Below are 21,680 nucleotides of genomic sequence, written 5' to 3'. Positions count from 1 at the left end.
ACTCCGTCAGTATTCGATGAAGCGGATGACGAACGGTGTCATGCCGCTGGTACGCACCGGCGAGATCTTCACGGTCGAGCCGGTGTAGGGAGCCTCGAGCATCTGGCCCTGGCCCAGGTAGAGGGTCACGTGCTGGCTGCCGCCGGGGCCGTAGTAGATGACGTCGCCGCGGCGCATCTGGGACGACGGGATCTTGCGGCCCATGTTGTATTGCGAACCCGAGTAGTGCGGCAGCTTGATGCCGACGCCGGCGAACGCGTAGAGGATCAGCCCGGAGCAGTCGAACCCGACCGTGCCTGCGCCGCTGTCGATGCCGTTGCTGGGGCCGGTGGCGGTCCCGCCACCCCAGGAGTACGGCACACCCATCTGCGACATGGCGCGTTTGATGACGTACTCCGAGGCCTGCGCGCCGTACACGTACGGAATTGCGCCGTTGGTGATCCCGGTGTCGTCGGGCTTCAGGATGCCCAGCTTCTGCAGGAAGGTCTTGCCCATCTGCTTGGTCGCGTTGAGCGAAGACCCCGAGATCTGCAGCACGGCGTTGATGATCTGGATCGGGTCGCCGGAGACGAAGGCGCTGGGCACCATCGGCAGCGTGGTGTCCCATTCCGAGGCGCTGCCGTAGGGCGGAACCTTGCCCGCGTCAGGCGCCTTGGCCGAGCCGGGCGCGGCCGGGTCCCAGCGATCCCCCGGGGTCGCCGGGCCGGTCGCCACCGATTGCGGCACGGCGGCAGGCGAATTCGCCGGCGCCGACCACTGACGGGCGGCGTCGAGTTTCTCCTGGGCCGTCTTGCGCTCAGCTGCCAGCCGGTTGATCTCGGCCTGCTGGTCGCCGAACGTCTGCTGCGCTTGGGTCAGCGCCGAGACCGCGGTCTGCTGACTGGATTCGGCATCGGCGACGGCCTGGTCGGCCTTCTCCTTCGCCAGTCGCGCCGCGGATGCCTTGTTGACCTGCTCGGTGCGGGCCCGCTGGAGGTCGGTCATCACCTGTTCGGAGCTGAGCGCCAGCGCTTGGTTGGCCGACGCGGTGGAGATGATGTCCTCGGGAGTCGACGCCATCAACAGCGACGCCGACGGCCCGTTCATATAGGCCGCCACCGCGAACTCGTCGAATCGCTTCTGTGCGTCGGCAATTGCGGCGTTGGCGTCGTTGACTCCCGCCGCGCTGACGTCGACCTGCTCTTGGGCGGCAACCGCCGCATCCCGGGCGGACTGGACGTCGACGAGTGCCTTGTTGACGCTTTCCTGCTCGGCCTGCACCTTGGCGCCGACGTCCTGCAGCCGCTGGTTGGCGTCGGCGACATCGGCGATCAGCCCGGCGATCGTATTGGGGCCGACCCCGGGCTCGGCGTGGGCCAGTCCGGGCATCGTCAGCGTCATGGCGACGCTGAGTGCCAACGGACACATCGGCTTGACGATGCGGATGGCCGGCCGGACAAGCGAGGCGCGATGGGAACGTCTCATCTGACCCTGGTCTCCTCTGCTCCACGTGCAGTCACGCCAGTAACAGATGTCACATCAGTCACATCTATAACAATGGCGACAACTGCACCGTACGTCACATTTGTCGCAGAGGAAACTTCCGGCAAGAATTACAAGTTTGTCATTTACGGGATGTTGCCGAAAAGTAATCTTATCGATTTGCCAGGTAGGGCTATTTTGCCTGTTCAGACGGTGTGCGGGTATTTTGCGAGCGCCTGGCCCGAAGCTGCAGTAATCGGGTCAAAACGGCCGCCACAGCCACTCCGAACACAAGCGTGATCGTTAATCCGATCCAGGGAAAGTCGGGAGTTTGCAACTGATCGACAAAGGCCTGTGTGCCGACCACCGGATTGGGCGCCGTCTTGGCCACATCCTGGCCCGCCTCGAGCAGTACGCGGTCGTAGGTGGTGCTGTAGGTGCCGGCCCAGCCCGGACTGAGCACCAACACCGTGGCACCGGGGTTGGCGGAACCGATCTCGGTGGCGATATCGCGAAGGGGCGTGTCGATCGGCGGGCTGTCAGCCATGACCACGACCTTGAGATCGACGCCGTGCTGCTGGGCCGCGGCCACCACCTTCTGCAGACCGGCGACATCGGCGGCCGGGGCGGCGACGCCGTCGTTGGCGAGGTCGGCCTTGACGGCCGCCAGGCACTGATCGACCGGCGTCGACGGGGTCAGTCCCACGCTGCTACACACCTCCACCGGGATGAAGGTCGGCGCATGCAGAATCGTCACGATCCGAAACGGTACCTCGCGGCCCTGATCCGGGGTGGCACCCCGCGCCGAGGAGGAGAAGACTGGGCGCCGAGGAAGACAAGACTGAGACCCAGGACCGTTGGCCAGGCTCGGACACCGATCCGCCCGCTTAGCAGGACAACCGTACTGTTAGTATTGGAGACGGATGCCGACACAGCCCGTCGGCATCGATGACAACGCCGGGAGTTGATGTGAGCAGCAATGATTCACTGAATTCGTTTGGAGCGCGCGACACCCTCGAGGTCGGCGACAACAGCTACCAGATCTACCGCCTCGATGCGGTGCCCGGCACCGAGAAACTGCCCTACAGCCTCAAGGTGCTGGCCGAGAACCTGTTGCGCACCGAAGACGGCGCCAACATCACCAAAGACCACATTGACGCGATCGCCAACTGGGATCCCTCGGCTGAGCCGAGCATCGAGATCCAGTTCACCCCGGCCCGCGTCGTCATGCAGGACTTCACCGGCGTGCCGTGCATCGTGGACCTGGCCACCATGCGCGAGGCCGTCGGCGATCTCGGCGGCGACGCCGACAAGGTCAACCCGCTGGCCCCCGCCGAGCTCGTCATCGACCACTCCGTGATCGTCGACGTCTTCGGTAACGCGGGCGCCTTCGAGAAGAACGTCGAGATCGAATACGGCCGCAACGGCGAGCGCTACCAGTTCCTGCGCTGGGGCCAGGGCGCCTTCGACGACTTCAAGGTCGTCCCCCCGGGCACCGGCATCGTGCACCAGGTCAATATCGAATACCTGGCGCAGGTCACCTTTGTCCGCAACGGCGTTGCGTACCCGGACACCTGTGTGGGCACCGACAGCCACACCACGATGGTCAACGGCCTCGGCGTGCTGGGCTGGGGTGTCGGCGGTATCGAGGCCGAGGCCGCCATGCTGGGCCAGCCCGTCTCGATGCTCATCCCCCGCGTTGTCGGCTTCAAGCTGACCGGCGAGATCAAGCCCGGCGTGACCGCCACCGACGTGGTCCTCACCGTCACCGACATGCTGCGCAAGCACGGTGTGGTCGGCAAGTTCGTCGAGTTCTACGGCAAGGGCGTTGCCGAGGTGCCGCTGGCCAACCGCGCCACGCTGGGCAACATGAGCCCCGAATTCGGCTCCACCGCAGCGATCTTCCCCATCGACGAGGTGACCGTCGACTACCTGCGCCTTACCGGGCGTTCCGAGGAGCAGCTGGCGCTGGTCGAGGCGTACGCCAAGGCGCAGGGCATGTGGCACAACCCGGAGAAAGAGCCCGTCTTCTCCGAGTACATGGAGCTCGACCTCTCGACCGTGGTGCCGTCGATCGCGGGCCCGAAGCGTCCGCAGGACCGAATCGAGTTGTCGGACGCCAAGAATGCGTTCCGCAAGGACATCCACAACTACGTCGAAGAAAACATGCCGGCGGAGTGCACCAAGCTCGACGAAGCTGTCGACGAGTCCTTCCCGGCCAGTGATTCGGTCTCGCTGTCCTTCGCCGACGATGACGCCGTGCCGCTGCACTCGGCGGCCAACGGCGCCGCAGGCAGGCCGTCCAAGCCGGTCACGGTGCGCTCGGACGAGCAGGGCGAGTTCGTGCTCGACCACGGCGCGGTCGTCGTCGCGGCGATCACCTCATGTACCAACACCTCCAACCCGTCGGTGATGCTCGGTGCGGCACTGCTGGCCCGCAACGCCGTCGAGAAGGGGCTCACCTCCAAGCCGTGGGTCAAGACGTCGATGGCCCCGGGCTCGCAGGTGGTCAACGACTACTACAACAAGGCGGGCGTCTGGCCGTACCTGGAGAAGCTCGGCTTCTTCCTGGTCGGCTACGGCTGCACCACCTGCATCGGCAACACCGGCCCGCTGCCGGACGCCATCTCCAAGGCCATCAACGAAGAAGACCTGTCAGTCACCGCGGTGCTCTCGGGCAACCGCAACTTCGAGGGCCGCATCTCCCCCGACGTGAAGATGAACTACCTGGCCTCACCGCCGCTGGTGATCGCCTACGCCCTGGCCGGCACCATGGACTTCGACTTCGAGTCCGAGCCGCTTGGCCAGGACCACGACGGCAACGACGTCTTCCTCAAGGACATCTGGCCGTCGGCGAAGGAGATCTCCGACGTGATCGCGTCGTCGATCAACCGGGAGATGTTCACCGACAGCTACGCCGATGTCTTCAAGGGTGACGAGCGCTGGCGGAATCTGCCGACGCCCGAGGGTAAGACCTTCGACTGGGATCCGAAGTCGACGTACGTGCGCAAGCCCCCGTACTTCGACGGCATGCCGGCCGATCCGCAGCCGGTCACCGACATCACCGGCGCCAGAGTTCTTGCGCTGCTTGGCGACTCGGTGACCACCGACCACATCAGCCCGGCAGGCAACATCAAGCAGGGCACGCCCGCGGCGGAGTACCTCGAGGCCAACGGCGTCGACAAGAAGGACTACAACTCCTACGGCTCGCGCCGCGGTAACCACGAGGTGATGATCCGCGGGACCTTCGCCAACATCCGGTTGAAGAACCAGCTGCTCGACGATGTCTCCGGTGGATACACCCGCGACTTCACCCAGGCCGACTCGCCGCAGGCGTTCATCTACGACGCCGCGCAAAACTATGCGGCGCAGAACATTCCGCTGGTGGTGCTGGGCGGCAAGGAGTACGGTTCCGGTTCCTCGCGGGACTGGGCGGCCAAGGGCACCAGCCTGCTGGGCGTGCGCGCGGTCATCACCGAGTCCTTCGAGCGCATCCACCGGTCCAACCTGATCGGCATGGGCGTGATCCCGCTGCAGTTCCCCGTTGGCGAATCGGCGGCGTCGCTCAAACTGGACGGCACCGAGGTCTACGACATCACCGGTATCGAAGATCTCAATAGCGGTAAGACGCCGAAGACCGTTCACGTCAAGGCCACCAAGACAGCCGATGACGCAGTGGAAAGCACAGTCGAGTTCGACGCGGTGGTGCGCATCGACACCCCCGGTGAAGCCGACTACTACCGCAACGGCGGCATCCTGCAGTACGTGCTGCGCAACATGCTGCGGGCCGGCTAGCCGGACGTGCCCCGGGTCAGCGAGGATCATCTGGCCGCGCGCCGTCGCCAGATCCTCGACGGCGCACGGCGCTGCTTTGCCGAGTACGGCTACGACAAAGCAACCGTGCGCCGCCTGGAGCAGACCATCGGTATGTCGCGCGGTGCGATCTTTCATCACTTCCGCGACAAGGACACGCTGTTCTTCGCGCTGGCGCGCGAGGACGCCGCGCGGATGGCCGAGGTCGCCTCGAGTCAGGGCCTCATCCAGGTGATGCGGGACATGCTGGCCGCGCCCGATCAATTCGATTGGCTCGCCACACGTTTGGAGATCGCGCGCAAGCTGCGCAACGACCCGGTGTTCCAGCAGGGTTGGATGGAGCGCTCAGCCGAACTGTCGGCGGCAACCAGCGACCGGCTGCGCAGGCAGAAGCAGGCCGGTCGGCTGCGCGACGACGTGGCCAGCGACGTATTGCAGTGCTATCTGGATCTGGTGCTCGACGGGCTGGTCGCACGATTGGCGACAGGCGAAGATCCCCAGCGACTCTCGGCGGTGCTGGATCTGGTGGAGGATTCGGTGCGCGCGGATCGCTAGCGGTGGCCCAGCCGATCTGTTTAGCTAATTTGCGCTGCGAGTGACGCGAAATCGGCGAGATCCCACACGTGGGTGAACGTGTCGCCCTCGACGCGGTAGATGGTGAACTCCGAGATACTCACCTCACGACCGGTCGGTTCGATTCCCTCGAAGGCACCTCGGTGGGTGCCCGTCACCGAGAAGTTCAGTGAGATGTGCGACGCATCGATGATCATGTTGCGCACGGTCCAGCGCCAGTCCGGAAACGCAGCCACCAGTGGAGCGAACTGCGCCGTGACGGTGTGTGCGGCCATCGGCGCATCGTTGACGTAGAGGGTCGGGGCGTAAAACGTGGTCATGCGATCGAAATCATGATCATTGCACGCCACCAGGTAGTCGAGGTAGAGAGACCGGAGCTGCTCGAAGTTCGGTGCCATGTCATCGATTGTCTCGCAAACCAATTCGACGTGCCCTAAAAGCTAGCGACGGGGCCCCGAAAGCTAGCGACGGGTGACGTGATTGGGCCCACCGCGGCTGCGCATCGTGGTCCCCGACTCGCGCAACAGCGCGTGGATCGAGCCGTACGAGCGGCCCGTCGACGCCACCAGGGTGCGAATACTCGCGCCCCCCTCGTAGGCGTTCCGCAGGTTATTCACCAATTGATCATGAGCTTCGTTTGGCTTCCTCATGATGACCCTCCCCGGTCGATCGCCACCGATATCCCACAGAGTAGGAGCGCTTCTCGGCGGATTGGCCGGAATCACCGAAATGGTTTATGCCAGTTGTCAGGCGAGCTCGATGAGGTCCCGGTACTCGTCGGACCAGAAGTCCTCGGTGCCGTCCGGAAGCAGCACCACCCGTTGCGGGTCGAGCGCTTCGGCGGCACCCGGGTCGTGGGTCACCAGCACCACCGCACCCAGGTAACTGCGCAGCGCGTCGAGAACCTGTTCGCGCGAGGCGGGATCGAGGTTGTTGGTCGGCTCGTCGAGCAGCAGCACGTTGGCCGTCGACGCGACCAGACCCGCGAGAGCCAGGCGGGTCTTCTCACCGCCGGATAGGGTGCCGGCCGGCTGGTCGAGCTGGGGGCCGCTGAACATGAAAGCGCCCAGTAGGCTGCGTAACTCCTGCTCACCGGTGTCTGGGGCGGCGTGGCGGATGTTGTCCCACACCGACGCGTCGCCGTCGATGGTGTCGTGCTCCTGCGCGAAGTAGCCCAGCTTGAGCCCGTGCCCCGGTTCGATGGCACCGGCGTCGGCCTTTTCCACTCCCGCCAGGATCCGGAGCAGCGTGGTCTTGCCCGCACCGTTGAGACCGAGCACGACGACGCGCGAGCCCTTGTCGATCGCCAGGTCGACGCCGGTGAAAATCTCCAACGAGCCGTAGGTCTTGGTCAACCCCTTGGCCACCAACGGCGTGCGCCCGCAGACCGCCGGAGTGGGGAACCTGATCTTGGCCACCTTGTCGGCAACCCGCTCGTCATCGAGCTCGGAGATCATACGCTCGGCCCGGCGCAGCATGTTTTGTGCGGCAACAGCTTTGGTGGCTTTGGCACCCATCTTGGCGGCCTGGGTGCGCAGCGCGGAGGCCTTCTTCTCGGCGTTCGCGCGCTCGCGGCGGCGGCGCTGCTCGTCGGTCGAACGGGCGTCGAGGTACTTCTGCCAACCCATGTTGTAGATGTCGGCCTCACCGCGCACCGCATCGAGGAACCACACCCGGTTGACGACATCGGCAAGGAGTTCGACGTTGTGGCTGATGACCACGAGTCCACCGGTGTGGTTCTGCAGGAAGGTGCGGAGCCAACCGATGGAGTCGGCGTCGAGGTGGTTGGTCGGCTCGTCGAGCAACAACGTCGTTGCCGATCCCGAGCCCGTATCGGACGCGGCGAACAGAATCCGGGACAGCTCGACGCGCCTGCGCTGCCCACCGGACAACGTCCGCAACGGCTGGGTCAGAACCCGTTCCGGCAGGCCGAGGCTCGCGCAGATGCGGCCGGCCTCGCTCTCGGCGGCGTATCCGCCGAGCGCGGCGAACCGCTCCTCGAGGACGCCGTAGCGCCGCACCGCCTTGTCGCGCGCGGCCTCGTCGACTACCTCGGCCATCAACGCCTGCTGCTTTTCCAGATCGCTCAGCAGCGTGTCGAGGCCGCGCGCCGAGAGCACCCGGTCGCGCGCCAGCATGTCGAGGTCACCTTCGCGCGGATCCTGTGGCAGGTAGCCGATCTCACCGGTGCTGGTGATCGAGCCCGAGTACGGCTCGCCCTCCCCCGCCAGGATCCGCATCGTCGTGGTCTTGCCTGCGCCGTTACGCCCGACGAGGCCGATCCGGTCACCGGGCTGGATCCGCAGCGCCGGTCCTTCGGCGGACAGCAGCGTGCGCGCCCCGGCGCGGACCTCGAGGTCCGTTGCGGTGATCACGCGTGCTACTCCTTCGTTCTACGTCTTGTCGTCGGTGAAGACGGGGTCGCGGTTCTCAGCGCGCGCAGCAACCGCCTCTTCGAAGTTGGCGGTGAGCAGGCGCACATAGAGTTGCCCGAGGCCTTCGGCCTGCATATGTCCTTCCAGGCTACCGGCGTCCAGTCCACTCCATAGCGTCCGCTTGGTCAACTCGGTGCCGGGCCGGGAGAACGCTGCGATGCGGGCGGCGATCTCGAAGCAGACCGGCAACAACTCCTCTTCGGGCACCTGCCGCGACACCAAGCCGATCCGTTCGGCCTCCTGTGCGTCGACGTCGCGGCCGGTCAGCATGATCTCGAAGGCCCGCGACGATCCGATCGCCCGTGGCAGCAGGTAACTCAGGCCCAGCTCACTGGCGGTCAGCCCATTGTTGATCCCCGCGGCGCGGAAGTAGGCGCCGCTGGCGGCCACCCGAATGTCGGCGGCCAGAGCCAGGCACAGGCCGCCACCGATGGCCGCGCCGTTGACCGCCGCGATGATCGGCTGGTGCAGCCGCCGCATGGCGAGGATCACATCATCGAGGACCTCCATCGACCGCAGCCCGAACGACGGCCGGGTCAGTCCCGCGACGTGCGGCACCGAGCCGGCGGACTTGTGGTCGGCGCCCGAGGAGAAGCCGCGTCCGGTGCCGGTCAGCACGACCGCACGCACGGAGTTGTCGTAGCTGAGCTCCGTGAGCACTTCCTTGAGCGGCACCATGACGTCGAACGCCATGGAGTTCATCCGCTCAGGCCGGTTCAGGGTCACCAGGGCGACGCCGGCCTGCGGGTTTTCGACGAGGACGAAACCAGAGTCACGAATCACCGTTGCACGGTAACCCGCGGGGCCCGCTACTCGGATTGAGACTGAGACGCGGCTGCCGCGTCGACGTCGAACTCCTTGACCTGGGAGATGAGGTCCTCCAACGCGGCCGGCGGCAGCGCACCGGCCTGATTGAAGACCAGCTTGCCCTTCTTGAACGCCATCAGCGTCGGGATGGAGCGGATCTCGGCGGCGGCCGCCAGTTCCTGCTCGGCCTCGGTGTCGACCTTGCCGTAGACGACGTCCGGGTGCTTCTCCGAGGACGCGTTGAACGTCGGGGCGAACGCCCGACACGGTCCGCACCACGACGCCCAGAAGTCCACCAGCACGATGTCGTTGCCGCTGATGGTGTCGTTGAAGTTCTGCGCGGTGAGGTCTTGGGTAGCCACGTCAGTCCTAACGTCCGATTTTCACTGTCTGTTCCCCGTTCGAACTAATACAAACGGGGCGGAACTAATACAAACGGCCCAGTGCGCTTGCCGCATCGAAACCGCCGAACTCGTCGAGCTTCCCGTCGCGAACCCGGTTCACCCAGCCGGGATCGGCCAGCAGTGCGCGGCCGATCGCGACGATGTCGAATTCGCCGGCCTCGAACTGGTCGAGCAACCCGTCGATGGACGACGGCGGGATCGACCCGCCGCCCTCACCGGGATTGAACTCGGTCTCCAGACCCACCGACCCGACGGCGATGACGGGCAGGCCGGTCATCTTCTTGGTCCAGCCGGCCAGGCTCAATTGCGGGTCCTCGTCAGGGAAGCCGGGCAGGTAGTGCCGCCGCGTCGACGGGTGCAACACGTCCACACCAGCCTCGACCAGCGGCGCCAGCAGTCGCTCGAGTTCTTCTGCGCTGCCGACCACCTGGGCGTCGTAGCGGTTCATCTTCCACTGCGAGAACCGGAAGATGATCGGGTAATCGGGACCCACGGCCGCCCGCACTGCCGCCACGACCTCGGCCGGGAATCGGGTGCGGGCCGCCAGCGAGCCGCCGTACGCGTCGGTGCGGAGATTGGTGTGCTCCCAGAGGAATTGGTCCAGCAGATAGCCGTGCGCGCCGTGGATCTCGACGGCATCGAAGCCGGCGGCCCTGGCGTTGGCGGCGGCCAGCGCGTAGGCCTTCGCCAGCTCGGGCAGCTCCTCGAGGCTCAGTGCCCGCCCGATCGTGTTGCCCGCGAGGTCGATTCCCGACGGGCTGACCGGCACCTGGTCGGTGCCGTCGCCGTCGTGCACGCCGCGTGCGGCGCCCTGATGCCACAACTGGGCGGCGATCGCGCCACCCTCGGCGTGGACGGCCGCGGTGACCGCACGCCAACCGGCGAGCACATCGTCGCCGTCAAGGTTCGGGATGCGGTCCGGCCAGCCGGCGGCCGGGTGCGGGATGCGAATGCCCTCGGTGATGACGAGCCCGGTGCCGCCCGCGGCCCGGCGGGCGTAGTAGGCGGCGACGTCCGATCCCGGGATGCCGTCCGGTGAAGCGGCCCGCGTCATCGGGGCCATCGCGAACCGGTTGTGCACGGTCAGCGATCCGACGGTCAGCGGTGTGAACAGATCCTGCACACGGTCGTCGGCCATGCCGCTATCCAACACCGCTGTGCGCTGTCTTGTTTCCGCGGGGCTTACAGCTTTTCTTCAACCCGGCGAAAGAAGCCGGTGACGTCGGCGGCCAGCGCGTCGACGTCGGTGGCGAGGTCGAGGCCGTGCACGGCGCCGAACGGCGCGTTCCACAGCGGCCCGGTGCGCGGCGCGGTCGCGAAGTCCCACGGCCCGACGTAGGCGTAGGGCAGTTCATGGAAGTCGTCGCCTGCCGAGACGCCGTAGTTGACCTCGCCTGCACTGGCCGCGACGTCGAGGTGCTCGGGCCACAACACCGGATGACCTTCGGGGAGAACAGCATTGATGGCGAAGCCGCCGGCGTACAGGCTCCGGTAGATGACGTCTGCCGCGTCGCCGTCGAGCGCGAGGAAAGTGTCGGGGTCTAGTGCGGCGACCGAGTCGTACACCCCGACCGGCGGGCCGATTTCGATTCCGCTGGCCTGAGCCACTGTGCTGACCGGACCCGCCAGCGCGGTGCTGCCGCCCGGCCACACCAGTGTGGTCCCGTGCACGGCGATCGCCAGCGTGGTCGCGCTGAAGCCATCAAGGCGCACCGCCAGCCGGATCGTTCCCGTCGCGCGGTACTGCGGTCCGGCGATAAAACTCTCGGCGATGCCGTGCAACTGGCGGCGGGTCGCCACGACGGCGGTCGGCGCGGTCACGCCGGCCTCCCCTGGGTGCTGTCGATCAGGCCCAGCGCCCGCTCTTTGGCGCGATCGGCGTTGGCCAGCAATCGGTCTCGCCGACCCGGCCACCAGAACAATTCGAAGCCCATCAGCACGAGATATACCAGGGACGCCACCATGTCGCGCGTCGACCCGAACACCGAGTCCCACACCGCGGCCCCGATGCCGACGGCGAGAGCCAGGGGCAACACCCAGCGAAAGGGGCGGCCGGCCTCCGCGGCCTTGTGCATACCGTCGGCGAAGTCGACCACCGGCTGCGCCAGCGCCGGATCGCCGATCCGCCCACCCCAGTGGGTGACTCCGGCGACCCGCACGCGTTCCTCGCCGGTCAACGCCGAAGCTCCCGGCCAGTACCGAACCATCCGGCGGCCCAACCAGATGCTGTAGGACACCGTCATGATCGCCAGCACGATCAGTGCGGCGAACCAGAGCCCCGAGTCCAGCCACGCCAGCAAGCCGAAGAAGACCCCGGTGCCGAGGCCGACGATGACCGCGCGGGTGAACGCACCGCCCCGCCACACGAAGGCCGGGACGGTCAGCATGCTGCGAGGCTAGACCGTGAAGCCGAGGGCGCGCAGTTGTTCGCGGCCGTCTTCGGTGATCTTGTCGGGACCCCACGGCGGGTTCCACACCCAGTTGATCTTGATCTCGTTGACGAGCCCGGCGCCGACGAGCGCGGTGCGCGTCTGATCCTCGATCACGTCGGTGAGCGGACAGGCGGCCGACGTCAACGTCATGTCGACGAGGGCGACCTTCGAGCCATCGGCGCCTTCGACATTCAGGCCGTAGACCAGCCCGAGGTCGACGACATTGATACCGAGTTCGGGATCGACGACGTCACGCATCGCCTCCTCCAGGTCCGCCATGAACTCCTCAGTCGGTGCGGTTGTTTCGCTCACGGTCGTTCCTCCGAGTCCTTCGCTTGCACGAGTGCATCCTTGAAGGCCATCCATCCGAGCAGCGCGCATTTCACCCGCGCCGGATACTTGGCCACACCGGCGAACGCGATGCCGTCGCCGATCACATCCTCATCACCCTCGATGTTGCCGCGCGACGAGATCATCTCGCTGAACGCGGCCACGGTCTTGAGCGCATCCCCCACCGTCTGCCCGATGATCTGGTCGGTCAGCACCGACGTGGCCGCCTGGCTGATCGAGCAGCCCTGCCCGTCGTATGACACGTCGGTCACCGTCTCGCCGTCCTCGGACAGAGCCACCCGCAACGTCACCTCGTCACCGCACGTCGGGTTGACGTGGTGCACCTCGGTGGCGAACGGTTCGCGCAGCCCGCGATGGTGCGGGTGCTTGTAGTGGTCCAGGATCACTTCCTGGTACATCTGCTCCATTTTCACGAGAAGAACTCCACGGCACGCTTCACACCTGCCACCAAACGATCCACCTCGTCGGCGGTGTTGTACACCGCGAACGATGCCCGTGCGGTCGCGGCGATGCCGAACCGGCGGTGCAGCGGCCAGGCGCAGTGATGCCCGACGCGCACGGCCACTCCATCGTCGTCGAGCACCTGCCCGACGTCGTGGGCGTGTACACCGTCCACCACGAAACTCACCGGCGAACCCCGGTGCTCCAGCGTGGTCGGCCCGATGATGCGCACCTGCGGAATCCCGGCCAACCCCTCCAGCGCCAAGGCCACCAGTTCGTTCTCGTGAGCCTGGACCGCGGTCATCCCCAGCGCGCTGAGATACCGTGCGGCGGCGGCCAATCCGACCACCTGTGAGGTCATCGGCGTGCCGGCCTCGAACCGCTGCGGTGCGGGCGCGTAGGTGGTGGCTTCCATGGTGACGGTCTCGATCATCGACCCGCCGGTGAGGAACGGGGGCATCGCGTCGAGCAGCTCGCGGCGGCCGTAGAGCACTCCGATCCCGGTGGGGCCCAGCATCTTGTGCCCGGAGAATGCGGCGTAGTCGACCGCCAGGCCGTGGAAGTCCACCGGCTGATGCGGTACCGACTGGCAAGCGTCTAAAACAGTCAGCGCACCAACCGCCTTGGCCCGCCTGACGATTTCGCCCACCGGCGCCACCGCACCGGTGACATTCGAATGATGGCTGAACGCGACGACCTTCACCCGCTCGTCGAGCTGCAGCGAATCGAGATCGATACGCCCGTCATCGGTGACGCCGTACCAGCGCAGGGTCGCCCCGGTGCGCTGCGCCAGTTCCTGCCAGGGAACCAGGTTCGCGTGGTGCTCCAGCTCGGTGGTGACGATGATATCGCCGGGCCCGACGGCGCTCTCGAACCGCTTGTCCCCCAGCACATACGAGACGAGATTGAGCGATTCGGTGGCGTTCTTGGTGAACACCAGCTCGTCGGCGTCGGCGCCGACGAATGCGGCGATATCGGCACGCCCTTGTTCGTAGGCGTCGGTCGCCTCCTCCATCAGCTGGTGCGCACCGCGATGCACCGAGCCGTTGGAGGTGGTCAGAAAGTCGCGCTCGGCGTCGAGAACCTGCAGCGGCTTCTGCGACGTCGCCCCGGAATCGAGATACGCCAGCTGATGTCCGCCCCGCATGATCCGATTCAGGATCGGGAAGTCGGCGCGGACGCCCACGACGTCCAGGTCCACCGAGGCGGTCATGTCAGGCTCCCGCCGCCGCCTGGGTGAAGCGCACGTAGCCGTTCTCCTCGAGCTCGTCGGCCAGCTCTGGGCCACCGGACTCCACGATCCGGCCGTCGACGAAGACGTGGACGAACTGCGGTTGGATGTAGCGCAGGATCCGGGTGTAGTGCGTGATCAGCAGGACGCCGGCGTGCTCGGCTTCGGCGAAGCGGTTGACACCTTCACTGACGATGCGCAGCGCGTCGACGTCCAGACCGGAGTCGGTCTCGTCGAGGATGGCGATCTTCGGCTTGAGCAGGCCGAGCTGCAGGATCTCGTGGCGCTTCTTCTCGCCACCCGAAAAGCCTTCGTTGACGCTGCGCTCGGAGAAGGTTGGGTCGATGTCGAGATCGGACATCGCCGCCTTGACCTCTTTGACCCAGTGCCGCAGCTTCGGCGCCTCGCCGCGCACGGCGGTGACGGCGGTCCGCAGGAAGTTCGACATGGAAACGCCGGGCACCTCGACGGGGTACTGCATGGCCAGGAACAGCCCGGCGCGAGCCCGCTCGTCGATGCTCATCGCCAGCACGTCCTCGCCGTCGAGGGTGATCGACCCCGACGTGACGGTGTACTTCGGATGGCCGGCGATCGCGTACGACAGCGTGGACTTGCCAGAACCGTTGGGGCCCATCACCGCATGTGTCTCGCCGGAGCGCACCGTCAGGTCGACACCCTTGAGGATCTCGATATCGGCGGCGCCGCTGGGGTCCTTGACGCTGACGTGCAGGTCTTTGATTTCCAGAGTGGTCATGATCAGTTGCTTCTCGCTTCGGTAATGGCTAGTTCTCGTTCAATAGCTTCGGTGAGGCGCTCACGCACCGCGGGGACGGCGATCTTGGCGATGATCTCGCCGAAGAAGCCACGCACCACCAGGCGCCGGGCCTGCGCCTCGGGGATGCCGCGGGCGCGTAGGTAGAAAAGCTGCTCGTCGTCGAAACGGCCGGTGGCACTGGCGTGTCCGGCCCCGGCGATCTCGCCGGTCTCGATTTCCAGGTTGGGCACCGAATCGGCGCGGGCACCGTCGGTGAGCACCAGATTGCGGTTCGCCTCGTAGGTGTCGGTACCGGTGGCCTCGGCCCTGATGAGCACGTCGCCGATCCACACGGTGTGGGCGTCGGGCTTCTTCGAGTCCGGATCGCCTTGCAGCGCACCCTTGTACAGCACATCGGACTTGCAGTTCGGCACTGCGTGGTCGACCAGCAGGCGTGACTCGAAGAACTGGCCGTCGTCGGCGAAGTAGGTGCCGAGCAGCTGGGCTTCGCCGCCGGGGGCGGTGAATCGCACCGTCGCCGCGGTCCGCACGACCTCACCGCCGAGGGTGACGTTGACGTGCCCGAGCACCGAGTCCTTGCCGAGGCGGGCGTGATGCGCGCTGACATGGACCATGTCGTCGGCCCAGTCGGCGATCCAGATGACACCGAGTCCGGCTGCGTCACCGACGATGATCTCGACGTTGTCCGCATAGGTTCCGCTGCCGCGCAGGTCGACCACCACGATCGCCCTGGACAGCTCCTCGACGCGAATCTGCAGGTGCCCGTAGGCGACGGCACCTTCGCCGGGGCCTGCGACAGTGATTTCGATGGGCTCAGCGACCTCGGTATCACGCTTGACGGTGACGATGGTCGCCGAGTTGAACGACGAGAAAGCCTGGGCCGCAACGCGATCCGATGGCACGCCACCCTGACCGAGACGCTCGTCGCCACGGGCCACGGTCTCGACCGTCACGCCGGGCCGCTCGGTGACGCTGATCTGGGCGGCACCGGTGGCCGGCGCCGAGCCGTCGTGCAGACCGCGCAATCGCTTGAGCGGGGTGAACCGCCACAGTTCGTCGCGGCCGCCGGGTACCTCGAAGGCATCGACATCGAACGAGGCGAAGCGCTCGCCCTTGTTCTTGATGATCCCTGCGGTGCCTTCGACAGCTTCGGTCAGTTGATTCTGAACCATCTAGCCGACCGCGCCTTCCATCTGCAGCTCAATGAGCCGGTTGAGCTCAAGGGCGTATTCCATCGGCAGTTCCCTGGCGATGGGCTCCACGAAGCCGCGCACCACCATGGCCATCGCCTCGTCCTCGGTCATCCCGCGGCTCATCAGGTAGAACAGCTGGTCTTCGCTGACCTTCGACACGGTGGCCTCATGCCCCATCGTGACGTCATCCTCGCGGATGTCGACGTACGGATAGGTATCCGAGCGGCTGATCGAATCGACAAGCAGCGCATCACATTTCACGCTGGAACGCGATCCGTGGGCACCCTTGTTGATCTGCACCAGGCCGCGGTAGGACGAGCGGCCGCCGCCGCGGGCCACCGACTTCGACACGATGTTGCTCGACGTGTTCGGCGCCAGGTGCAGCATCTTCGCGCCGGTGTCCTGGTGCTGGCCCTCGCCGGCGAACGCCACCGAGAGCACCTCGCCCTTGGCGTGCTCGCCGGTCATCCAGACCGCCGGGTACTTCATCGTCACCTTCGAGCCGATGTTGCCGTCGACCCACTCCATGGTGGCGCCGGCCTCGGCCCTGGCCCGCTTGGTGACCAGGTTGTAGACGTTGTTCGACCAGTTCTGGATGGTCGTGTATCGGCAGCGGCCACCGGGCTTCACGATGATCTCCACCACCGCCGAGTGCAGCGAGTCGCTCTTGTAGATCGGCGCCGTGCAGCCCTCGACGTAGTGCACGTAGGCGTCCTCGTCGACGATGATCAGCGTGCGCTCGAACTGGCCCATGTTCTCGGTGTTGATCCGGAAGTAGGCCTGCAGCGGGATGTCGACGTGGACACCCTTGGGGACGTAGATGAACGAGCCACCCGACCACACCGCGGTGTTGAGCGCGGAGAACTTGTTGTCGCCGGCGGGGATCACGGTGCCGAAGTACTGCCTGAACAGGTCCGGGTGTTCCTTCAGCGCGGTGTCGGTGTCCAGGAAGATGACGCCCTGGGCTTCCAGGTCCTCGCGGATGGAGTGGTAGACGACCTCGGACTCGTACTGCGCGGCCACACCCGAGACCAGGCGCTGCTTCTCCGCCTCCGGGATGCCGAGCCGGTCGTAGGTGTTCTTGATATCGGCGGGCAGGTCATCCCATGTCGCGGCCTGCTTCTCGCTGGAGCGCACGAAGTACTTGATGTTGTCGAAGAAGATGCCTTCGAGATTCGATCCCCAGTTCGGCATCGGCTTCTTCTCGAATGTGCGCAGCGCTTTGAGCCGCATGTCGAGCATCCACTGCGGTTCGCTCTTCTTGGCCGAGATGTCACGCACCACCGCCTCGGACAGGCCTCGCTGGGCACTGGCACCGGCGACGTCGGAGTCGGACCAGCCGTAGCCGTAGGTGCCCAGCGAGGCGATCGCCTCGTCCTGGGTCAGCGGCTCAGCCGTCTTGGCTTCCGGTGTGAGTGTCATGGTGACGCTCCTCAATCGATCGTGGCGGCTTCGGTGCGGGCTGAGCGCCGAAGTGGTTCTTGGTCTAGCGGTGTGCCGGCGTGAGCGGCACGTGGGTGGTGCAGGCGCAGTCACCGTTGGCGATCGTCGCCAGGCGCTGAACGTGGGTGCCGAGGACCTCCGACATGGCCTGCTGCTCGGCCTCGCAGAGCTCCGGAAACTCCTCGGCGACGTGCGAGACCGGGCAGTGGTGCTGGCAGATCTCGATACCCGGCATAGGGCCGCGCACCCGCGTCGTCGTCGCCGCGTAGCCGGCCCGCGTGAACGCATCGGCCACCCGCTCAGCAGTAGATTCAACATCGTCGGGGCCCGGCTTTACTCCCGCAAGGATCGCGTCGATGCGGCGGCGGGCGAACGTCTCGACCGCTTCCGTGCCGCCGATCTCACGCAGCTGGCGAATCGCGGCCGAGGCCAGGTCGTCGTAGGTGTGCTCGAGCTTGCCCCGCCCCGCGGCCGTGAGCCGGTAATGCTTGGCGGGCCGTCCGCGGCCGGCCTGCTGCCAGGCCGCCGCGGCGTTGGCTTCGGCGTCACCGGCCTCGATGAGAGCATCGAGGTGCCGGCGCACACCGACGGCGGACAGGCCCAGCCGGCGACCGATATCGGCGGCGGTGATCGATCCCGACTCGACCAGCAGCTGCACAATGGTGCGGCGGGTCTGTCCATCGTGCACAGCAGCGCCCAGCACAGGCACCGGATCTGCAGCGGACGGGATTTCCACAACACCAGTGTTACGCAATTAGCCGGGCGGGTCTAGCAAGGGCACCCTTAGCAGCCACGGGGCCAAAAGGCCCGGCAGTTAGAGTGCTGTGGTGGCAGCCCGCCAACACTCCCTGAGCTCGTCGATCGCCCGCTTGCACGGCGATGAACGCACGGTGGGCTCGCCGCTCAATGACGCCGAACTGCGCGCGATGCGCCGGACCCGAATGTTCGGCGCCACCGGAACCGTACTGATGGCGATCGGTGCGCTGGGCGCAGGCGCCCGTCCCGTCGTGCAGGACCCTACCTTCGGCGTGCGACTACTCAACCTGCCGTCCCGCATCCAGACCGTCTCGTTGACGATGACCACCACCGGCGCGGTGATGATGGCGCTCGCCTGGCTGATGCTGGGCCGCTTCGCACTGGGCAGCCGCCGGATGTCACGCAGTCAGCTTGATCACACCCTGATGTTGTGGATCGTGCCGCTGCTGATCGCGCCGCCGATGTACAGCAAGGACGTCTACTCCTACCTGGCGCAGAGTCAGATCTCCCGCAACGGCCTCAACCCGTACCAGGTCGGGCCGGCCCCCGGGCTGGGGCTCGACCACGTGTTCACCCTCTCGGTGCCCAGCCTGTGGCGCGATACGCCGGCGCCCTACGGGCCGCTGTTCCTGTGGGTCGGCCGCGGCATCTCGGCGCTGACCGGGGAAAACATTGTCGCCGCCGTGCTCAGCCATCGGGTGGTGGTGCTGCTCGGGGTCGGGATGATCGTCTGGGCGGTGCCCCGGCTCGCCCGCCGCTGCGGGGTGGCCGAGGTCAGCGCGTTGTGGCTGGGCGCGGCCAATCCGCTGCTGCTGATGCACCTGGTGGCCGGCATCCACAACGAGGCGCTGATGCTGGGCCTGATGCTGACCGGGGTGGAGTTTGCGATGCGTGGGGTTGACTCCGAGCGATCGCTGGTGCCACGACCGCTGCACTGGCCGCGCGGGCGAGACCAGTGGACGGCGTGGAAACCGCTGACCATGCTGCTCGTCGGCGCCGTCCTGATCGTGCTGTCCTCACAGGTGAAGCTGCCGGGGTTGTTGGCGCTAGGTTTCGTCGGCATGTGGCTGGCCCATCGCTGGGGCACGAGTTTCAAGGCGTTCGTGATGGCCACTGCGCTGATGACGGCGCTATCGCTGGTGGTGATGGCGGTGATCGGCTGGGCCAGCGGACTGGGGTTCGGCTGGATCTTCACCCTCGGTACCGCGAACGTGGTGCGCAGCTGGATGTCGCCGCCGACCCTGCTGGCGCTGGGCACCGGTCAGGTCGGAATCCTGCTCGGGCTGGGCGATCACACCACGGCCGTGCTGTCGCTGACCCGCGCCATGGGCGTGCTGATCATCATGATCACCGTCACCTGGCTGCTGCTGGCGGTGTTCCGCGGACGGCTGCACCCGGTCGGCGGGCTCGGTGTCGCACTCGGCGCGACGGTGCTGCTGTTCCCGGTCGTCCAGCCGTGGTACCTGCTGTGGGCGATCATCCCGCTGGCCGCCTGGGCCACCCGCCCCGGCTTCCGGATCGCCACCATCGCGGTGACGCTCGTCGTGGGCATCTTCGGGCCCACCGCCAACGGCGACCGCTTCGCGCTGTTCCAGATCCTCGACGCCACCCTGGCCAGTTTGGTGATCGTGCTGCTGCTGATGGCGGTGACGTTCAATCACTTGCCGTGGCGCAAGGTGCCCGGCACCAGCGAGGCGTTCAGCGGTCAGGAACCCGACCCGCCGCCACCATCGGAGCCGCCGGCCGAGCCACCGGCGCAACGTCCCGCGCCCGGCGCATACGCTGAGTCACCGTGACTTCCGGCCACCCAATCCCCGTGCGACTGCGCGGGGTGTCCAAGCGCTACGGCACGACGACGGCGGTGTCGGGCCTCGACCTCGAGGTGCACGCCGCTGAAGTGCTGGCGCTGCTGGGCCCCAACGGGGCTGGCAAGACGACCACGGTCGAAATGTGTGAGGGGTTCGTCCGACCGGACGAGGGCACGATCGAGGTGCTGGGCCTTGACCCGGTGACCGACAACGCGCGGCTGCGTGCTCGGATCGGTGTGATGTTGCAGGGCGGCGGTGGCTATCCGGCCGCCAGGGCCGGCGAGATGCTCAAGCTGGTCGCCTCCTACTCCGCGGATCCCCTTGATCCGGCCTGGCTGCTGGACACCCTGGGGCTCACGGATGCCGCTCGCACCACCTACCGACGGCTCTCGGGCGGCCAGCAGCAGCGGCTGGCGCTGGCCTGCGCCCTGGTCGGGCGCCCCGAACTGGTGTTTCTCGACGAGCCGACCGCAGGCATGGACGCCCACGCCCGGCTGGTGGTGTGGGAACTCATCGAGGCGCTACGCCGCGACGGCGTGACGGTGGTGCTGACCACCCACCACCTCAAGGAAGCCGAGGAGCTCGCCGACCGCATCGTCATCATCGACCACGGCGCGGCCGTCGCCGCAGGCACGCCCGCCGAGCTGATGCACAACGGCGCCGAGGGCCAACTGCGGTTCTCCGCACCCCGACAGCTGGACCTCTCACTGCTCATGACCGCACTGCCGGAAGGCTATGTGGCCAGGGAACATTCGCCCGGCGAATACCTGGTCGAGGGTCAGATCGATCCGCAGGTATTGGCCACCGTGACGGCGTGGTGCGCGCGGCTCAACGTCCTGGCCACCGACGTGCGGGTGGAACAGCGCAGCCTCGAAGACGTGTTCCTGGAACTCACCGGCAAGGAGTTGCGGTCATGACGAGGGAGCTGTTCCCGCCCGGCACCTTCGCCCCTGATCCGCGGCCAAGCACGGTGCAGCGGATGCTGGCCGCGCAGTACGGCCTTGAGCTGAAACTGTTGCTGCGCAACGGCGAACAGCTGCTGCTGACGATGTTCATCCCGATCACGCTGCTGATCGGCCTCACCCTGCTGCCGCTGGGCTCATTCGGTCCGCAGCGCGTTGCGGTGTTCGTGCCGGCGATCATGGCGTTGGCGGTGATCTCCACCGCCTTCACCGGCCAGGCCATCGCGGTGGCCTTCGACCGGCGCTACGGGGCACTGAAACGCTTGGGCGCCACCGCACTTCCGGTGTGGGGCATCATCGCCGGAAAATCACTTGCCGTAGTGACCGTGGTGTTCCTGCAGGCACTGCTGCTCGGTGGCATCGGGCTGGCCCTTGGCTGGCGCCCGCATCCGGCCGGTCTGCTGTTGGGCGCGGTCGTCATTGCGCTCGGTACCGCGGGGTTCGCGGCCATGGGTCTACTGCTCGGCGGAACCCTCAAGGCCGAGATCGTGTTGGCCGTGGCCAACCTGCTCTGGTTCGTGTTCGCCGGGCTGGGCGCGCTGACCCTGGAGACCGACGCGATCCCGCGCGGAATTGCCTTGGTGGCCCGGCTGACCCCGTCCGGCGCTCTCACCGAGACGTTGACGCACGCGATGTCGCTGTCGGTGGACTGGTTCGGCATCGCGGTGCTCGCGGTATGGGGTGCCGTTGCGGCGCTTGGCGCGCTGCGCTGGTTCCGTTTCACCTGAGCTGAGCCCTACGCTTCACCTAGTCCCTACGCGCCACCTGATCCCTACTACGGCTTGTAGTTAGACG

General features: G+C 66.6%; 21 protein-coding genes and 1 pseudogene. 5 read left to right on the top strand and 17 right to left on the bottom strand.

All coding sequences use genetic code 11. The annotated features are described in order from the left end of the window. Positions 1 to 6: 6 nt before the first annotated feature. Entirely contained in the window at positions 7 to 1,464 is a 1,458-nt protein-coding gene (gene ripA / locus SLQ31_RS23005) for an NlpC/P60 family peptidoglycan endopeptidase RipA (protein WP_413642805.1), read from the bottom strand. Between the two features lie 190 nt (positions 1,465 to 1,654). After that, on the bottom strand, positions 1,655 to 2,218 hold the full coding sequence (locus SLQ31_RS23000) for a DUF6676 family protein (RefSeq protein WP_319436427.1): 564 nt from the start codon (positions 2,216 to 2,218) through the stop codon (positions 1,655 to 1,657). Positions 2,219 to 2,409: 191 nt separating this feature from the next. Between SLQ31_RS23000 and acnA the strand changes: the two genes are divergently transcribed. Then, positions 2,410 to 5,256 (top strand): aconitate hydratase AcnA, encoded by a 2,847-nt coding sequence (gene acnA, locus SLQ31_RS22995; RefSeq protein WP_413642803.1) that lies wholly within the window; start codon positions 2,410 to 2,412, stop codon positions 5,254 to 5,256. 6 nt (positions 5,257 to 5,262) lie between these two features. Then, the gene (locus SLQ31_RS22990) at positions 5,263 to 5,829 is read left to right on the top strand and encodes a helix-turn-helix domain-containing protein (protein ID WP_319436425.1); all 567 of its coding nucleotides are present in this window, start codon (positions 5,263 to 5,265) and stop codon (positions 5,827 to 5,829) included. A gap of 20 nt (positions 5,830 to 5,849) precedes the next feature. Here SLQ31_RS22990 and SLQ31_RS22985 read toward each other — a convergent pair whose 3' ends face one another. From SLQ31_RS22985 to SLQ31_RS22915, 15 genes and pseudogenes are all read right to left on the bottom strand, one after another. Further along, positions 5,850 to 6,245 carry an ester cyclase gene (locus SLQ31_RS22985; protein ID WP_319436424.1) on the bottom strand — a complete coding sequence of 132 codons (396 nt, stop codon included), beginning with the start codon at positions 6,243 to 6,245 and terminating at the stop codon, positions 5,850 to 5,852. 63 nt (positions 6,246 to 6,308) lie between these two features. Beyond that, positions 6,309 to 6,497 carry a helix-turn-helix domain-containing protein gene (locus SLQ31_RS22980; RefSeq protein ID WP_163750543.1) on the bottom strand — a complete coding sequence of 63 codons (189 nt, stop codon included), beginning with the start codon at positions 6,495 to 6,497 and terminating at the stop codon, positions 6,309 to 6,311. A gap of 96 nt (positions 6,498 to 6,593) precedes the next feature. Continuing rightward, entirely contained in the window at positions 6,594 to 8,222 is a 1,629-nt protein-coding gene (locus SLQ31_RS22975) for an ABC-F family ATP-binding cassette domain-containing protein (RefSeq protein ID WP_319436423.1), read from the bottom strand. A gap of 18 nt (positions 8,223 to 8,240) precedes the next feature. Then, positions 8,241 to 9,101 (bottom strand): enoyl-CoA hydratase, encoded by an 861-nt coding sequence (locus SLQ31_RS22970; RefSeq protein WP_319436631.1) that lies wholly within the window; start codon positions 9,099 to 9,101, stop codon positions 8,241 to 8,243. Next, complete coding sequence (gene trxA, locus SLQ31_RS22965; RefSeq protein WP_319436422.1) at positions 9,092 to 9,451, bottom strand: thioredoxin; 360 nt, start codon at positions 9,449 to 9,451, stop codon at positions 9,092 to 9,094. Before trxA ends, SLQ31_RS22970 begins: the two co-directional genes overlap by 10 nt. Before the next feature lie 64 nt (positions 9,452 to 9,515). After that, the gene (locus tag SLQ31_RS22960; protein ID WP_319436421.1) at positions 9,516 to 10,631 is read right to left on the bottom strand and encodes a 12-oxophytodienoate reductase; all 1,116 of its coding nucleotides are present in this window, start codon (positions 10,629 to 10,631) and stop codon (positions 9,516 to 9,518) included. Between the two features lie 44 nt (positions 10,632 to 10,675). Next, positions 10,676 to 11,314, bottom strand: coding sequence for a hypothetical protein (locus SLQ31_RS22955; RefSeq protein ID WP_319436420.1), 639 nt, complete (start codon positions 11,312 to 11,314; stop codon positions 10,676 to 10,678). Then, positions 11,311 to 11,880, bottom strand: coding sequence for a hypothetical protein (locus tag SLQ31_RS22950; protein WP_319436419.1), 570 nt, complete (start codon positions 11,878 to 11,880; stop codon positions 11,311 to 11,313). Before SLQ31_RS22950 ends, SLQ31_RS22955 begins: the two co-directional genes overlap by 4 nt. Before the next feature lie 9 nt (positions 11,881 to 11,889). Continuing rightward, a complete protein-coding gene (locus SLQ31_RS22945) occupies positions 11,890 to 12,237 on the bottom strand; it encodes a metal-sulfur cluster assembly factor (protein WP_319436418.1) in 348 nt (115 codons plus the stop codon). Then, positions 12,234 to 12,683 (bottom strand): Fe-S cluster assembly sulfur transfer protein SufU, encoded by a 450-nt coding sequence (gene sufU, locus SLQ31_RS22940; protein WP_319436630.1) that lies wholly within the window; start codon positions 12,681 to 12,683, stop codon positions 12,234 to 12,236. Before sufU ends, SLQ31_RS22945 begins: the two co-directional genes overlap by 4 nt. A gap of 2 nt (positions 12,684 to 12,685) precedes the next feature. Further along, positions 12,686 to 13,930 (bottom strand): cysteine desulfurase, encoded by a 1,245-nt coding sequence (locus SLQ31_RS22935; protein WP_319436417.1) that lies wholly within the window; start codon positions 13,928 to 13,930, stop codon positions 12,686 to 12,688. A 1-nt stretch (position 13,931) separates the two neighbouring features. After that, entirely contained in the window at positions 13,932 to 14,702 is a 771-nt protein-coding gene (gene sufC / locus SLQ31_RS22930; protein ID WP_319436416.1) for a Fe-S cluster assembly ATPase SufC, read from the bottom strand. A gap of 2 nt (positions 14,703 to 14,704) precedes the next feature. Then, positions 14,705 to 15,895, bottom strand: a complete 1,191-nt coding sequence (sufD, locus tag SLQ31_RS22925) for a Fe-S cluster assembly protein SufD (protein ID WP_319436415.1) — start codon at positions 15,893 to 15,895, stop codon at positions 14,705 to 14,707. Then, entirely contained in the window at positions 15,896 to 17,338 is a 1,443-nt protein-coding gene (gene sufB / locus SLQ31_RS22920; RefSeq protein WP_319436414.1) for a Fe-S cluster assembly protein SufB, read from the bottom strand. A gap of 30 nt (positions 17,339 to 17,368) precedes the next feature. Beyond that, positions 17,369 to 18,113: pseudogene (locus SLQ31_RS22915) on the bottom strand (helix-turn-helix transcriptional regulator); the annotation flags it as partial. A 73-nt stretch (positions 18,114 to 18,186) separates the two neighbouring features. Between SLQ31_RS22915 and mptB the strand changes: the two are divergent. The 3 genes from mptB to SLQ31_RS22900 are packed head-to-tail and all read left to right on the top strand — an operon-like array spanning position 18,187 to position 21,613. After that, positions 18,187 to 19,911: a polyprenol phosphomannose-dependent alpha 1,6 mannosyltransferase MptB gene (mptB, locus tag SLQ31_RS22910; RefSeq protein WP_319436412.1), complete on the top strand. Its 1,725-nt coding sequence runs from the start codon at positions 18,187 to 18,189 to the stop codon at positions 19,909 to 19,911. Next, the gene (locus tag SLQ31_RS22905) at positions 19,908 to 20,840 is read left to right on the top strand and encodes an ABC transporter ATP-binding protein (RefSeq protein WP_413642797.1); all 933 of its coding nucleotides are present in this window, start codon (positions 19,908 to 19,910) and stop codon (positions 20,838 to 20,840) included. Before mptB ends, SLQ31_RS22905 begins: the two co-directional genes overlap by 4 nt. Beyond that, positions 20,837 to 21,613 (top strand): ABC transporter permease, encoded by a 777-nt coding sequence (locus SLQ31_RS22900; protein ID WP_319436411.1) that lies wholly within the window; start codon positions 20,837 to 20,839, stop codon positions 21,611 to 21,613. Before SLQ31_RS22905 ends, SLQ31_RS22900 begins: the two co-directional genes overlap by 4 nt. The last annotated feature ends 67 nt before the right edge of the window (positions 21,614 to 21,680 follow it).

This window comes from Mycobacterium sp. RTGN5 (genome assembly GCF_033804465.1).
Taxonomy (GTDB): domain Bacteria; phylum Actinomycetota; class Actinomycetes; order Mycobacteriales; family Mycobacteriaceae; genus Mycobacterium.
Note: the sequence above shows the minus strand (reverse complement) of the source record. Positions and strands in the feature narration are given on the sequence as shown.

Coding starts and splice junctions, on each gene's coding strand:
- ripA (WP_413642805.1), bottom strand. CDS start 1,464: ATGAGACGTTCCCATCGCGCCTCGCTTGTCCGGCCGGCCATCCGCATC.
- acnA (WP_413642803.1), top strand. CDS start 2,410: ATGACAACGCCGGGAGTTGATGTGAGCAGCAATGATTCACTGAATTCG.
- SLQ31_RS22985 (WP_319436424.1), bottom strand. CDS start 6,245: ATGGCACCGAACTTCGAGCAGCTCCGGTCTCTCTACCTCGACTACCTG.
- SLQ31_RS22980 (WP_163750543.1), bottom strand. CDS start 6,497: ATGAGGAAGCCAAACGAAGCTCATGATCAATTGGTGAATAACCTGCGG.
- SLQ31_RS22960 (WP_319436421.1), bottom strand. CDS start 10,631: ATGGCCGACGACCGTGTGCAGGATCTGTTCACACCGCTGACCGTCGGA.
- SLQ31_RS22950 (WP_319436419.1), bottom strand. CDS start 11,880: ATGCTGACCGTCCCGGCCTTCGTGTGGCGGGGCGGTGCGTTCACCCGC.
- sufU (WP_319436630.1), bottom strand. CDS start 12,683: ATGGAGCAGATGTACCAGGAAGTGATCCTGGACCACTACAAGCACCCG.
- SLQ31_RS22935 (WP_319436417.1), bottom strand. CDS start 13,930: ATGACCGCCTCGGTGGACCTGGACGTCGTGGGCGTCCGCGCCGACTTC.
- sufC (WP_319436416.1), bottom strand. CDS start 14,702: ATGACCACTCTGGAAATCAAAGACCTGCACGTCAGCGTCAAGGACCCC.
- sufD (WP_319436415.1), bottom strand. CDS start 15,895: ATGGTTCAGAATCAACTGACCGAAGCTGTCGAAGGCACCGCAGGGATC.
- sufB (WP_319436414.1), bottom strand. CDS start 17,338: ATGACACTCACACCGGAAGCCAAGACGGCTGAGCCGCTGACCCAGGAC.
- SLQ31_RS22900 (WP_319436411.1), top strand. CDS start 20,837: ATGACGAGGGAGCTGTTCCCGCCCGGCACCTTCGCCCCTGATCCGCGG.